The following is a 13,778-nucleotide window of genomic DNA, read 5'->3' as shown; positions in this document are numbered from 1 at the left end:
CAGATGTCGGCCTTCTCGGGGGAGGAGACGACGCAGATGGGGTTGGCGCCGCCGGCCAGCGCGAACTGGGTGGCGTAGGAGCCGAGGCCGCCGCTGGCGCCCCAGATCAGGACGTTGTCGCCCTGCTTCATCCCGGCGCCGTTGCGGGAGACCAGCTGGCGGTAGGCGGTGGAGTTCACCAGGCCCGGCGAGGCGGCCTCCTCCCAGCTGAGGTGGTCGGGCTTGGGCATCAGCTGGTTCGACTTGACCAGGGCGATCTCCGCCAGACCGCCGAAGTTGGTCTCGAAACCCCAGATGCGCTGCTCGGGGTCGAGCATCGTGTCGTTGTGGCCGTCGGAGGACTCCAGCTCGACCGAGAGGCAGTGCGCGACGACCTCGTCACCGGGCTGCCAGGCGTTGACGCCGGGGCCCGTGCGCAGCACGACGCCCGCGAGGTCGGAGCCGATGACGTGGTACGGGAGGTCGTGGCGCTTGGTGAGCTCCGACAGGCGCCCGTAGCGCTCCAGGAAGCTGAAGGTGGACACCGGCTCGAAGATCGAGGTCCACACGGAGTTGTAGTTGACCGACGAGGCCATGACGGCCACGAGGGCCTCGCCCGGGCCGAGCTCCGGCACCGGGACCTGGTCGAGGTGCAGGGACTTGCGCGGGTCCTTCTCACGGGTGGTGAGCCCCGCGAACATCTCCGCCTCGTCCTTGTGCACGGTGATCGCGCGGTACGAGTCGGGGAGCGGCAGGGCCGCGAAGTCGGCGGCCGTTGCGGCCTGCGACTGGATCGCGTCCAGGATGTCCTTCACGGTATTGCCTCCGGCTAAGCGCTGATGAGGGTGCGCTGAGGGGATACGCGGCTGCGCAGTACGGGTGTGGTGTGTGCCGTCGGTCCGGCGAAAACGGTGGTGCGGCGACGCCTGTGGTGGGGCGTACGGGGGCCTGGTGACGCAGGCATCCGGGGCGCGGTCCGTGCCGGGTGGACGTGGATCGCGGGGACATCCGGACCACTTCAACGTATGGCACCCCGTGTCACTCAGCAAGGCACCGCGTGCCAAAACTTTCTCTCATTTGCCATTTGACCTGCGCAGATGAGCGATGATCGATCAGAGTTACCCGCGAGTAGGGGCAAGCCGGACAAACGGAAGGGCCGCCCCCCGAAACGGGAGGCGGCCCTGTGCCGGCGTCGTGCCGGACTTCCGTGACCGGAGTCGCTACGTGTTCTTGAGTGCCTCTTCGATGGTCCGCATGACCTCGTCGAGCGGCGCGTCCGTGCGGGCCACCGCCACCAGCACCTCGCCCTCCCTGCGCACCGCCGCCGGCGCGGCCGGCGGCTCCGTGAGGGTACGTCCGGCGCCGATCCCCGAACCGAAGGTCTTGCGCACGATGGAGAACGCGTGGTCCAGCTGCGCCTCCACGTCCCCCTGACCGCCGGCCCGCAGCCAGCGCCGCAGCACGTGGTTGTGGGCCGTGACCACCGCCGAGGCCGCGACCTCCGCCAGCAGCGGGTCGTCGTTGCCGTCGTTGTGGTCCTGCTCGTCGAAATGGGCGAGCAGGTAGCGCGTGAACAGCCGCTCGTACCGGGCCACCGAGGCGATCTCCCGCTCCCGCAGGGCCGGCACCTCACGGGTGAGCCGGTAGCGCTCCACCGACACCGCCGGGGAGGCGGCGTACATCTTCATGACCTCCTTGATCCCCCGGCACACCGTGTCGAGCGGGTGCTCGTGCGCCGGGGCCACGTCGAGTACGGCCTCGGCGCGGGTCAGGGTGTCGTCGTGGTCCGGGAAGATCGCCTCTTCCTTGGACCGGAAGTGCCGGAAGAAGGTCCGGCGGGCCACCCCGGCGGTCGCGGCGATCTCGTCGACCGTCGTGGCCTCGTACCCCTTCGTCGCGAACAGCTCCATGGCGGCAGCCGCCAGCTCGCGGCGCATCTTGAGCCGCTGAGCGGCCGCCTTGGTGCCGGCCGCGCTCTCCGGGGCGTCGGACGCCGTGGCGGCGCGGGGCGAGGTCTTGGCGGGCTGGGACATAGAGCGAAAGTACTTCATTCGCGCAGGAGAGCGCGCCTGAGGGGGGTGGGACAGGGGTGGATGCGGGGGAGGACCGGCACCGGGCACACAGTGCTCGTCGGGAGGGTTCGTCCGCCGTGAGGGTCCGGCGGACCCGAAGAGCCCTCCCCACGCATCCGGCTCGCGGGCCCGGGCGTCGGGACGCCCGGGAGGCGGATCACCGGCGGGCGTACTCACGGAATCCGCGGCCGGTCTTGCGGCCCAGGCAGCCCGCCGCGACCAGGTGCTCCAGCAGCGGCGAGGGCGCGAGGCCCGGGTCGCGGAACTCCCGGTGGAGGACCTTCTCGATGGCCAGGGAGACGTCCAGGCCGACCACGTCGAGGAGCTCGAAGGGCCCCATCGGGTAGCCGCCGCCCAGCTTCATCGCGGCGTCGATGTCGTCGATGCCCGCGTAGTGCTCCTCGACCATCTTGATCGCGTTGTTGAGGTACGGGAACAGCAGCGCGTTGACGATGAAGCCGGCCCGGTCCCCGCAGTCGACCGCGTGCTTGCGGACCTTCCCGCAGACCTCGCGGACCGTGGCGTGCACGTCGTCGGCGGTCAGGACGGTACGGACCACCTCGACCAGCTTCATGGCCGGCGCCGGGTTGAAGAAGTGCATGCCGATCACGTCCTGCGGGCGCGAGGTCGCCCGCGCGACGGCGATCACCGGCAGCGAGGAGGTGGTGGTCGCCAGCACCGCTCCCGGCTTGCAGACCTTGTCCAGGCCCGCGAAGAGCTCCTGCTTGACCGCGAGGTCCTCCGCGACGGCCTCCACCGCCAGGTCCACGTCGGCGAAGGCGTCCAGCGAACCCGCCGGGGTGATCAGGGCCAGGGTCTTCGCCGCGCCTTCCTCGGTCAGCCGGCCCTTGGACACCGCACGGCCCAAGGACTTGCCGATCGCGGCCTTCGCGGCGTCCGCCTTCTCCTGGCTGCGGCCCGCCAGCACCACGGGGTAGCCGGCCTGCGCGAAGACCTGCGCGATACCGCCGGCCATGGTGCCGGAGCCGGCCACGCCGACCGAGGCGACGGCGCGGCCCCCGCCGAGCAGCGACCCGTCGGGCGGGGTCTGCAGGTCCCGCACGATCACCGGGCTGCCCGGGGCCTCGTAGGTGTAGAAACCGCGGCCCGCCTTCTGTCCCGTCAGGCCCGCCTCGGAGAGGTGCCCGAGGATCGGGGCGGGGGCGTGCAGCCGGTCGCCCGAGGAGGCGTACATGGCCTCCAGGACGGTACGGGCGGTGTCCACCCCGATCAGGTCGAGCAGTGCGAGCGGGCCCATCGGCAGGCCGCAGCCGAGCCGCATCGCCGCGTCGATGTCCTCGCGGGAGGCGTACTTCGACTCGTACATGGCGGCGGCCTGGTTCAGGTAGCCGAAGAGCAGGCCGTCCGCGACGAAACCGGGACGGTCGCCGACGGCGACCGGCTCCTTGCCCAGCTCGCGGGCCAGCTCGGTGACCGCCTGGACGGCCGGCGGGGCCGTCAGCACGCACGAGACGACCTCGACCAGCTTCATCGCCGGCGCCGGGTTGAAGAAGTGCAGGCCCAGGACCCGCTCGGGGCGCTGGGACTCGGCGGCCATCCGGGTCACCGACAGGGCGTTGGTGCCGGTGGCCAAGATGGTGTCCGGGCGGACGATCGCGTCGAGCTCGCGGAAGAGCCGCTGCTTGATCGCGTAGTCCTCCGGGACGACCTCGATGACCAGGTCGGCTTCGGCGGCGGCGCTCAGCTCGGTGAAGGTGCGGAACCGGGAGAGCACGCCGTCGCGCTCGGGCCCGGTGAGCCGCTCCCGGGTCACGGAACGGGCCGTCGAGGCGGCGAGCGCGGCGGTGGCCCGGCGGGCGGCACCTTCGCTGACGTCGATGCCGATGACCTCACGGCCGGCCCGGGCGAGCACCTCGGCGATGCCGGTGCCCATCGTGCCGAGACCGATGACGGCGACGGTCTGGAGGGTGGGTTGACTGGACGTGGACGGACGGTCCATCGCGGGACTCCAGTGGAAGAGGGTGACGACTGAGGGCGCGGCGCGCGGCGCACAGCACGCGGCCGGGATTGCGCACAGAGGTGCCCGGGGGGCGGAAGAACAGCGGACCCTGTCCCGGGGCCACGCCGTACGTGGAGCGCCGTACCCCGACGTGCGGTACGGGCTCGCGGTACCTGAGGTACCGGACCGACTGGTACGGGGCGGCTGCGTCACCAGGCCGGTCCCGTACGTGTTGAGGGGAGCGTAACTCCTCGGTAACCCGTTGGCCAGAGCAAGGAGATGGGGAACGGATGTGACGTACACCGCTGCGGCCCTACGCTGGGCGGCGTGAACGACGTACTGGAGCGGCTGCGCAGTGAATCGGGACGGTCGGCGGAGTACGAGGCACTGCTGGCGGCGGGGCCCGACGGGCTGGCGGGGGCGCTGACTTCGCCCGGACGGCCGTTGTGGGCCCGCGAACTGGCCGCGTACCGGCTGGGTATGGCCGGGGACCGGCGGGCCTTCGAGGCGCTGGTACTGCTGCTCAACCACCGGGACCCGCCCCGCTGCGAGGCCGCCGCCCAGGCGCTGGCCGTCCTCGGTGACCCCCGCACCGCCCGCGCGGCGGCGGCCCTGGCGACGAACGAACTCCGCACCGCCTACGCCCTGCACCCCGTCCGGCTGCTCACCGCCCTGCGGGCCCCCGAGTCGGCGCCCGCGCTGATCCGCACCCTCTCCCGGCTCCTCGCGCCGCACGACCCGTACTGGCGCGTCGCCCTGGCCTGCGTCGAGGGGCTCGGCGCGCTGGCCGACCCGCGCGCCCACGAGGTCCTCACCCGCGCCCAGTCCCACCCCCGCCTCGCGGTGGCGGCCACCGAGGCCCTGCGCACGCTGCCCGCCCCGGGCGGGGCGGGCAGCTGACCTGGTGGGCCCCGGGCCTCAGCCCCGGTAGCCCAGCAGCCCGTGCAGGGCCGCGCCGCCCGCCGAGTGCGGGAGCGCGCGGGTGGCCGAGGCCGGCGTCGGGGCCGGCTGGGCCGGACACGTGGCGTCCGCCGCCTTGCCCGTCCGCAAGTACGCCGCCAGCTTCTCGTCCAGGCACTTGTTGCCGCTCAGTGCGATCCCGTGGTTGCCGCCGCCCTCCTCGACCACCAGCGCCGCTCCCTTGAGCTTGTCCCGCATGCTCAGCGCACCGCCGAACGGCGTCGCCGCGTCCTCCGTCGCCTGGAACAGCAGCGCCGAGGAGAGCCCGGTGTTGGTGACGTCCGGCGCGGCCAGGGGGTCCGTCTTCCAGAACGCGCACGGCGCGTTGTACCAGGCGTTGTTCCAGGTCATGAAGGGCGCCTCGGCGTGCGTGCGCCACATGTCGGCCCGCCAGGTGTCCCAGTCCTTCGGCCACGCCGAGTCCCGGCACTGCACCGCCGTGTACACGCTGTAGCCGTTGCCCGCCGCGGGCTCGACCGCCCCGAACCGCTCGTACGCCGCCACCAGCGGCTTCTCGTCCTTGGCCACGGCGTACGCGGAGAACGCCTCGGCGAGGCCGGGCCAGTAGCCGTTGTAGTAACCGCCCGGCATGAAGGTGTCCTCCAGCTCGGCGGCGCCGACCTTCCCGCCCGCCGGCGTGTCCCGCAGCGCCTCCCGCATCTCGTACCAGCGCCGCTCGACCTCCGCCGGGTCCCCGCCGAGCCGGTACTTCTCGTCGTACCGGGCCACCCACGCCAGGAACGCCTTGTGGCGGGCGTCGAAGGCCCGGTCCTGGGCGAGGTTGTCCTCGTACCAGACCCCGCCCGGGTCGACGACGGAGTCCAGGACGAGGCGGTGCACCCGGTCCGGGTGGAGCTTGGCGTACACCGCGCCCAGGTAGGTCCCGTACGAGTAGCCGAGGTAGCTGAGCTTCGCCGCGCCCAGGGCCGTGCGCAGCGTCTCCATGTCCCGGGCCGCCGAGACGGTGTCGATGTACGGGAGCACGTCCGCGTGCTTGGTCTGGCAGGACTCGGCGAACGACCTGACCCGGTCCAGGTTGGCCCGCTCGGCCCGCCCGTCGGTGGGGACCGAGTCCGGCCGCACCGGGGCGAAGTAGCCGGCAGCGCAGTCCAGGACCGGCTCGCTCTTGCCCACCCCGCGCGGGTCGAACCCGATCACGTCGTACGCCGCCGCCACGTCCTTGGGCAGCGCGGAAGCGACGAAACCGGCCAGAGCCCGGCCGCTGCCGCCCGGCCCGCCCGGGTTGACCAGCAGGGGGCCCTGCGACTTCGCCGCGGTGTGCGGGACGCGGGTCAGCGCCAGCGTGATCTGCCGCCCGCCGGGGTTGTCGTGGTCGAGCGGGACCTTGAGGGAGGCGCACTGCAGCGAGGGGTAGCGGGTGGTCGCGCAGCCCGTCCAGCGCAGCGCCGCCGCCGAGCCGGAGCCTGCCGGGCCCGTCGGCGCCAGCGGGGCGGCCGTCACCGGCGTGGCGAGCGCGGCGGCGACGGTCGCGATCGAGAGCAGGACGGCGGCGCGGTGCTTCATGGAGCCGCGCGTGTTCAGGGGGTCGAGCATGGGGCCTCCCAGCCGAGGGTTCTGGGCGGAATCGTCCCGGAAACCGCGCCCCGAAACCCGGATTGCGCCGCCCATTGGCCCGATGTGATGAGCGTTCAGGGGCCGTACGGGCCGTCCCGGGGCGCCCGGACCCGATTTGGGCGCCCGCCCCCGAGGTGGTTGGCTTGCCGCGACGAGCGGACACAACTGCTGGAGGAACAGCTATGGCGCAGGTCGAGGCCACCACGGAGCGGATCATCGCGGCCGACGCGGAGACCGTGTTCGACGCGCTTGCGGACTACACCGGGACCCGGGGCAAGCTGCTGCCCGAGCACTTCAGCGAGTACGAGGTGCGCGAGGGCGGCGACGGCGAGGGCACCCTGGTCCACTGGAAGCTCCAGGCCACCAGCAAGCGCGTACGGGACTGCCTGCTGGAGGTCGGCGAGCCCACCGACGGACAGCTCGTGGAGAAGGACCGCAACTCCTCCATGGTCACCACCTGGACCGTGACCCCGTCCGGCGAGGGCAAGTCCAGGGTCGTCGTCTCCACCGTGTGGAACGGCGCCGGGGGCGTCGGCGGCTTCTTCGAGCGCACCTTCGCCCCCAAGGGACTCGGCCGCATCTACGACACGGTGCTCGCCAACCTGGCGGCCGAAGTCGAGGGCTGAGCAAGGCCGTTCCCCGCCCGGGCCGCCGGGCGGCTCACCGGTTCGGGTGGAATTCCGCTCCCGGTGAGCCCGCCCGGGCCGGCCCCCGCGGCGTCGGGCGCGGCGCCTGCCCGCATGGTCGCAGTCGCCCGGGTACGTCCGGTAGGAGGGCGATCGTCCGCCTTGGGACGCCCTGCATCCGACGCTGCGGGCCGGGTCCTCAGAGATCGCCCGTACAGGGCCTAGTCTGGATCGTCCGCGACCCGACCGACCGGGGGGCCCGATGAAGATCCTGATCTCCGCCGACATGGAAGGCGCCACCGGCGTCACCTGGCCCGCCGACGTACTGCCCGGGACCCCGCAGTGGGAACGCTGCCGCTCCCTGTTCACCTCCGACGTGAACGCGGCCGTCCTCGGCTTCTTCGACGGCGGCGCCGACGAGGTGCTCGTCAACGAGGCCCACTGGACCATGCGCAACCTGCTGCTGGAGCAGCTCGACGAGCGCGCCGAGATGCTCACCGGCCGGCACAAGTCCCTCTCCATGGTGGAGGGCGTCCAGCACGGCGACGTCGACGGCATCGCCTTCGTCGGCTACCACACCGGAGCCGGCACCGAGGGCGTGCTCGCCCACACCTACCTCGCCAACACCATCACCGGAGTCTGGCTCAACGGGGCCCGCGCGAGCGAGGGGCTGCTGAACGCCCACGTCGTCGCCGAATACGGCGTCCCCGTCGTCCTCGTCACCGGAGACGACCTGACCTGCGCCGACGCCACCGGTTACGCGCCCCGCGCGGAGAGCGTCGCCGTCAAGGACCACGTCTCGCGCTACGCGGCGGTGTGCCGCACCCCCGCCCGCACCGCCGCCGACATCCGCACCGCCGCCAAGCGGGCGATTCGCCTGGCCGTCCGCCACGAACCCCACGCGCACGGCCCGTTCACCGTCGAGGTCGAGTTCGACGCCGAGCACCTGCCGGCCGCCGCCACGGTGATCCCCGGCGTCGCACGTTCGGGCGAGCGCCGGGTCGCGTACACCAGCGAGACCATGTACGAGGGCATCCGTACCTTCAAGGCGGTCACGACGGTCGTCTCGGCGGCCGTGGAGGAGCAGTATGGCTGACATGCACCCCACGCAGCCCATGCACGCCACCGACGGCCCGACGGGCGGGGCAGTGGACCGGACGGCGCTGGACGAAGCCGTCGAGTTCACCTCCGGCCTCATCCGCATCGACACCACCAACCGCGGCGGCGGCGACTGCCGGGAACGGCCCGCCGCCGAGTACGTCGCCGAGCGGCTCGCTGCCACCGGGCTGGAGCCGGCACTGCTGGAGCGCACCCCGGGGCGGACCAACGTGGTCGCCCGGATCGAGGGCAGCGACCCGTCCGCCGACGCCCTCCTCGTCCACGGTCACCTCGACGTCGTCCCCGCCGAGGCCGCCGACTGGAGCGTGGACCCCTTCTCCGGCGAGATCCGCGACGGCGTGGTCTGGGGCCGCGGGGCCGTCGACATGAAGAACATGGACGCGATGATGCTGGCCGTCGTACGGGCCTGGGCGCGCACCGGCACCAAGCCCCGCCGGGACATCGTGATCGCCTACACCGCCGACGAGGAGGACAGCGCGGTCGACGGATCGGGTTTCCTCGCCGACCACCACCCCCACCTGTTCGAGGGCTGCACCGAGGGCATCAGCGAATCCGGCGCCTTCACCCTGCACGCCGGCCCCGGCCGGCCGCTCTACCCGATCGCCGCGGGTGAACGCGGCACCGCCTGGCTGAGGCTGACCGCGCACGGCACCGCCGGACACGGATCCAAGCCCAACCGCGCCAACGCCGTCACCCGCCTCGCCGCGGCCGTCGCCCGGATCGGCGCCCACGAGTGGCCCGTCCGGCTCACCGACACCGTCGTCGCCTGCCTCACCGAACTCGCCGCCCTCCAGGGCCTGTCCGTGGACCCGCGCGCCCGCGACTTCGACCTCGACGGGCTCCTCGGCAAACTCGGCCCGGCCGCCGGGCTGGCCGGGGCCACGCTCCGCAACAGCGCCAACCCGACCATGTTCAACGCCGGCTACAAGCTGAACGTCATCCCGGAGCACGCCACCGCCTACGTCGACGGACGCATGCTGCCCGGCGGCGAGGCCGAGTTCATCGAGACCCTCGACGAACTCACCGGCCCCGACGTGCGCTGGGAGTTCCACCACCGGGAAGTGGCCCTCCAAGCCCCCGTCACCGGGCGGACGTACGGGATCCTGCGCGAGAGCGTCGAGCACTTCGACCCCGAAGGGCACGTGGTGCCGTTCTGCATGGCGGGCGGCACCGACGCCAAGCAGTTCTCCCGGCTCGGCATCACCGGCTACGGCTTCTCCCCGCTCAAGCTGCCGCCCGGCTACGACTACTGGGCCCTCTTCCACGGCGTGGACGAACGGGTCCCCGTGGACGCCCTGCACTTCGGGGTCCGGGTGCTCGACCGCGCGCTGCGCACCCTGTGACGGGGGCCGGGCGATGACGGCACCCCCGGCCGGGTCCTACGGGAGCTGGCCCTCGCCCATCGACGCCGCGCTGGCCGCCTCGCTCGACGGGCGCCCCGAGTACGTGGGCACCGTGGGACCCGAGGTGTGGTGGACCGAACCCCGGCCGGCCGAAGGCGGCCGCCGCACCCTGGTCCGCAGGCCCGCCGACGGGGGCCCCGAGCGGTCGGTGCTGGACGCGCCCTGGAACGTCCGCAGCCGGCTCACCGAGTACGGCGGCCGCCCGTGGGCCGGTACCGAACGCGCCACCGGCGGCCCGCTGGTGGTCTTCGTCCACCACGCCGACCAGCGGCTGTACGCGTACGAGCCGGACGCGCCCGGCAACCCCCCGCCCAGGCCCCTCACCCCCCTGTCCGCGGTCGGCGGCGGGCTGCGCTGGGCCGACCCGGTGCTGCGCGGCGGCGAGGTGTGGTGCGTGCTGGAGGAGTTCACCGGACCGGCGCCCACCGACGTACGCCGCGTGCCGGCCGCCGTACCGCTGGACGGTTCGGCCGCCGCCGACCGGTCCCTGGTGCGGGAGCTGGCGGACGACCGGCACCGTTTCACCACCGGACCCCGGATCTCACCCGACGGGCGGTACGTGGCCCGGCTGGTGTGGGACCACCCGCGGATGCCCTGGGACGGCACCGAACTGGTGCTGGCCGAAGTCACCGGGTCCGGAGTCCTCGTGGAGCCGCGCACCGTCCTCGGCGGCCCCGACGAGGCCGTGGCCCAGGTGGAGTGGGCCGCCGACGGGACCCTCCTCGCGGTGAGCGACCGCGGCGGCTGGTGGAACCCGTACCGCGTCGACCCGGCCACCGGCGAGGCCGTCAACCTGTGCCCGCGCGAGGAGGAGTTCGGCGGCCCGCTGTGGAAGCCGGGCCTGCGCTGGCTCGTCCCGCTGCCGGACCGGCTGGTCGCCGTCCTGCACGGCCAGGGCTCCTCGGTGCTCGGCGTGCTCGACCCCGACACCGGCGACCTGGTCGACGCGGCCGGGCCCTGGACGGCCTGGCAGCCCACCCTCGCCGTCCACGACACCCGGGTGTACGGGGTCGCCGCCAGCCCGCGCAGCGGCTACGAGGTGGTCGAGCTGGACACCGCCTCCGGCCACGCGCGGGTCATCGGCGCCCGGGCCGCGGACCCCGTGGACCCCGCGTACTACCCGGAGCCGCAGAGCCGCACCTTCCTCGGCCCGGGCGGCCGGGAGATCCACGCCCACGTCTACCCGCCCCACCACCCCGACCGGCCGGCGCCCGCCGACGAACTACCCCCGTACGTGGTGTGGGCCCACGGCGGCCCCACCGACCACGTCCCGCCCGTACTGGACCTGCACATCGCCTACTTCACCTCGCGGGGCATCGGCGTGGTCGAGGTGAACTACGGCGGCTCCTCCGGCTACGGGCGTGCCTACCGCGAGCGGCTGCGCGAGCAGTGGGGCGTGGTCGACGTGGAGGACTGCGCGGCCGTGGCCCGGGCGCTGGCCGCCGAGGGCACCGCCGACCCGGACCGGCTCGCGATCCGCGGCGCCAGCGCGGGCGGCTGGACGGCGGCGGCCTCCCTCGCCGCGACCGACCTGTACGCCTGCGCGGCGATCATCTACCCCGTGCTGGACCTGACGGGCTTCGCGGAGGAGACCCACGACCTGGAGTCCCACTACGTCGACGGCCTGGCCGGGCCGCCGCAGACCCTGGGCGTACGCTGCCGCGAGCGCTCGCCGGTGGCCCGCGCCGACCGGATCACCGCCCCCTTCGTCCTGTTGCAAGGCCTCGATGACCCGGTCTGCCCGCCGGCCCAGGCGGAGCGCTTCCTGGCCGCCCTGCGCGGCCACTCGGTGCCGCACGCCTACGTCACCTTCGAGGGCGAGGGGCACGGCTTCCGGCGAGCGGACACCATGGTCCGCGCCCTGGAAGCGGAACTCTCCCTCTACGTCCAGGTGTTCGGTCTCGACCGCACGGACGTTCCGGAGCTGCCACTGGAGCCCTGACGCACCCCGTCCGGGCGGTGCCGACCGGACCGTAGGCCACCGCTTTGCGTAATCCTGACCGGTGGTGATCCGCGGAACCCCTGTGCACCGGCCGGTACGGCGTGTTCCATTCCTTCATGGCCACCACCGTCCGACGTGCTCTCCTCACCCTCCCCGCCGCCCCCTTGGGCCCCGAGAACCCCCTGCCCGCCCTGCGCGCGCCCGCCGAGGTTCACGTACTGGACGAGCGGGCGCGCCGTGGGCTGCCGCGCGACATGGCCCGCCAGATCGGCTACGAACCGCTGCGTTCACTGCTGCCGGTCCGGATCCGCGACGGGTACCGGCGCGACCGGCGCAAACGGGACTTCGAAGCGGTGGTCATCGAGAACGCCCATCTGCGCGTCACCGTACTGCCCGGACTCGGCGGGCGGATCCACTCGCTGGTGCACCTCCCCAGCGGGCGCGAACTCCTCTACCGCAACCCGGTGTTCCAGCCGGCGAACTTCGCACTCAACGGAGCCTGGTTCTCCGGCGGCGTGGAATGGAACACCGGCGCGACCGGCCACACCACCTTGTCCTGCGCCCCGCTGCACGCCGCGCTCGTCCCGGCGCCGGACGGCGGCGAGATGGTCCGGCTGTGGGAGTGGGAGCGGCTGCGGGACCTGCCGTTCCAGGTGGACCTGTGGCTGCCGCAGGACTCGGAGTTCCTGTACGTGGGCGTCCGCGTCCGCAACCCGCACGAGCGGCCCGCCCCCGTCTACTGGTGGTCCAACACCGCCGTCCCCGACGACCCCGGCAGCCGGGTGCTGGCCCCGGCGGACGAGGCCTGGCACTTCGGGTACGAGCGCTCGCTGCGGCGGATCCCGGTCCCCGAGTGGGAGGACGCGGACCGCACGTACCCGCCGCGCAGCACGCACCCCGCCGACTACTTCTACGAGGTCCCGGACGGCGTGCGGCCCTGGATCGCCGCACTCGACGCCGAGGGCCGCGGGCTCGTACAGACCTCCACCGGGCTGCTGCGCGGGCGCAAGCTGTTCACCTGGGGCTCGGGCGACGGCGGCCGGCGGTGGCAGGAGTGGCTCACCGAGCCCGGTACGGGCGGCTACGCCGAGATCCAGGCCGGGCTGGCCCGCACCCAGCTGGAGCACGTGCGCCTGGAGCCCGGGGCGGAGTTCGACTGGCTGGAGGCGTACGGGCCCCTCGACGCGGACCCCGCCGCCGTGCACGGCCCCGACTGGGCGGCGGCGCGCGGCGCGGCCGCGGCGGCGCTGGACGCCGCGCTGCCCGCCGAGCGGGTGGAGGAGGCGTACGCGGCGTGGCGCCGCTCGGCGGACGAGACACCGGGGGAGCGGCTCGCGACGGGCTCCGGGTGGGGCGCGCTGGAGGTGCTGTGCGGCGGTTTCAAGCTGCCCGGCACCCCGTTCCCGGAATCGACGCTGGAGGAGGCCCAGGCGCCGTGGCTGGAGCTGTGGCGGACGGGGGTCTTCCCCGCCCCGCGCAGGGTGGCCCCACCGGGGGACACCCTGGTGGCCCCGCACTGGCGGGACATGCTGGAGACCGCCCCCGCGGACCCGCTGACCGAGTACCACCTGGGTGTCGCCCAGTGGCACGCCGGCGACGTGGCCCAGGCCGTACGCAGCTGGGAGCGGGGCCTGGCGCTCGCGCCCTCGCGGTGGCCGCTGCTGAGGTGCCTGGCGGTGGCCGACGCGCTGGCCGGTGACGCCGAACGGGCCGCGGACCGGTACACGGAGGCCTTCGACGACCTGGCGCAGGAGAGCCGGGGCGCAGAACCGTGGCTCGCGGCGGAGTCGGCGCTGGGGCGGGAGGCGCTCGCGGCCCTCCTGGCGGCCGGCCGCCTCACCGAGGCCCGTTCCGTCTGGGACCGGCTGCGGCCCGCCCTGCGCGAACACGGCCGCTTCCGGCTCCTCGCGGCGCGGCTGCTGGCGGCGGAGGGCCACCTCGGCGCGGCCCGGAGGGTCTTCGAGGACGGCTTCGAGGTGCCGGACCTGCGCGAGGGGGAGGAGACCCTGGAACAGATCTGGTCGACCCTCACGGACCGCCCCCTGCCCCCGGCCTACGACTTCCGCATGCGGCCGAAGTCGCCCTGACGCCAGGCCTGCTGAAACCTGTGGCCCGTTCCCGCGCGCGCCCCTGCCCCCGACC

General features: G+C 73.7%; 10 protein-coding genes. 6 read left to right on the top strand and 4 right to left on the bottom strand.

Features of this window, described 5'->3' with window-relative positions; all coding sequences use genetic code 11:
* The 3 genes from IE207_RS17315 to IE207_RS17305 form a co-directional block, all read right to left on the bottom strand.
* A partial coding sequence (locus IE207_RS17315; protein ID WP_190185100.1) for an alcohol dehydrogenase catalytic domain-containing protein occupies positions 1 to 794 on the bottom strand: 794 nt, incomplete at its 3' end.
* Positions 795 to 1,199: 405 nt separating this feature from the next.
* The gene (locus IE207_RS17310; protein ID WP_190185099.1) at positions 1,200 to 2,012 is read right to left on the bottom strand and encodes a TetR family transcriptional regulator; all 813 of its coding nucleotides are present in this window, start codon (positions 2,010 to 2,012) and stop codon (positions 1,200 to 1,202) included.
* A 196-nt stretch (positions 2,013 to 2,208) separates the two neighbouring features.
* The gene (locus IE207_RS17305; RefSeq protein WP_190185098.1) at positions 2,209 to 4,011 is read right to left on the bottom strand and encodes a 3-hydroxyacyl-CoA dehydrogenase family protein; all 1,803 of its coding nucleotides are present in this window, start codon (positions 4,009 to 4,011) and stop codon (positions 2,209 to 2,211) included.
* Between the two features lie 279 nt (positions 4,012 to 4,290).
* Here IE207_RS17305 and IE207_RS17300 point away from each other — a divergent pair, with 279 nt between their 5' ends.
* Positions 4,291 to 4,911 (top strand): HEAT repeat domain-containing protein, encoded by a 621-nt coding sequence (locus IE207_RS17300; RefSeq protein WP_190185097.1) that lies wholly within the window; start codon positions 4,291 to 4,293, stop codon positions 4,909 to 4,911.
* Positions 4,912 to 4,929: 18 nt separating this feature from the next.
* Here the strand turns inward: IE207_RS17300 and IE207_RS17295 are convergent, their stop codons facing one another.
* The gene (locus IE207_RS17295; protein WP_190185142.1) at positions 4,930 to 6,495 is read right to left on the bottom strand and encodes an alpha/beta hydrolase; all 1,566 of its coding nucleotides are present in this window, start codon (positions 6,493 to 6,495) and stop codon (positions 4,930 to 4,932) included.
* Between the two features lie 233 nt (positions 6,496 to 6,728).
* Between IE207_RS17295 and IE207_RS17290 the strand changes: the two genes are divergently transcribed.
* From IE207_RS17290 to IE207_RS17270, 5 genes are all read left to right on the top strand, one after another.
* Positions 6,729 to 7,172 (top strand): SRPBCC family protein, encoded by a 444-nt coding sequence (locus IE207_RS17290; protein WP_190185096.1) that lies wholly within the window; start codon positions 6,729 to 6,731, stop codon positions 7,170 to 7,172.
* 262 nt (positions 7,173 to 7,434) lie between these two features.
* The gene (locus IE207_RS17285; protein WP_190185095.1) at positions 7,435 to 8,268 is read left to right on the top strand and encodes a M55 family metallopeptidase; all 834 of its coding nucleotides are present in this window, start codon (positions 7,435 to 7,437) and stop codon (positions 8,266 to 8,268) included.
* The gene (locus IE207_RS17280; protein ID WP_190185094.1) at positions 8,261 to 9,634 is read left to right on the top strand and encodes a M20/M25/M40 family metallo-hydrolase; all 1,374 of its coding nucleotides are present in this window, start codon (positions 8,261 to 8,263) and stop codon (positions 9,632 to 9,634) included. The genes IE207_RS17285 and IE207_RS17280 overlap by 8 nt, the downstream gene beginning before the upstream one ends.
* Before the next feature lie 13 nt (positions 9,635 to 9,647).
* Complete coding sequence (locus tag IE207_RS17275; RefSeq protein ID WP_190185093.1) at positions 9,648 to 11,636, top strand: prolyl oligopeptidase family serine peptidase; 1,989 nt, start codon at positions 9,648 to 9,650, stop codon at positions 11,634 to 11,636.
* A 116-nt stretch (positions 11,637 to 11,752) separates the two neighbouring features.
* Complete coding sequence (locus IE207_RS17270) at positions 11,753 to 13,723, top strand: DUF5107 domain-containing protein (RefSeq protein WP_190185092.1); 1,971 nt, start codon at positions 11,753 to 11,755, stop codon at positions 13,721 to 13,723.
* Positions 13,724 to 13,778: the final 55 nt, after the last annotated feature.

Source organism: Streptomyces cirratus, from assembly GCF_014650775.1.
Taxonomy (GTDB): domain Bacteria; phylum Actinomycetota; class Actinomycetes; order Streptomycetales; family Streptomycetaceae; genus Streptomyces; species Streptomyces cirratus.
This window is presented reverse-complemented; position numbering and strand designations above follow the sequence as displayed.

Bases quoted from the DNA above. Each gene is read 5' to 3' on its own strand.
- IE207_RS17280 (WP_190185094.1), top strand. From the start codon at position 8,261: ATGGCTGACATGCACCCCACGCAGCCCATGCACGCCACCGACGGCCCG.
- IE207_RS17295 (WP_190185142.1), bottom strand. From the start codon at position 6,495: ATGAAGCACCGCGCCGCCGTCCTGCTCTCGATCGCGACCGTCGCCGCC.
- IE207_RS17270 (WP_190185092.1), top strand. From the start codon at position 11,753: ATGGCCACCACCGTCCGACGTGCTCTCCTCACCCTCCCCGCCGCCCCC.
- IE207_RS17285 (WP_190185095.1), top strand. From the start codon at position 7,435: ATGAAGATCCTGATCTCCGCCGACATGGAAGGCGCCACCGGCGTCACC.
- IE207_RS17300 (WP_190185097.1), top strand. From the start codon at position 4,291: ATGGGGAACGGATGTGACGTACACCGCTGCGGCCCTACGCTGGGCGGC.
- IE207_RS17290 (WP_190185096.1), top strand. From the start codon at position 6,729: ATGGCGCAGGTCGAGGCCACCACGGAGCGGATCATCGCGGCCGACGCG.
- IE207_RS17275 (WP_190185093.1), top strand. From the start codon at position 9,648: ATGACGGCACCCCCGGCCGGGTCCTACGGGAGCTGGCCCTCGCCCATC.
- IE207_RS17305 (WP_190185098.1), bottom strand. From the start codon at position 4,011: ATGGACCGTCCGTCCACGTCCAGTCAACCCACCCTCCAGACCGTCGCC.
- IE207_RS17310 (WP_190185099.1), bottom strand. From the start codon at position 2,012: ATGTCCCAGCCCGCCAAGACCTCGCCCCGCGCCGCCACGGCGTCCGAC.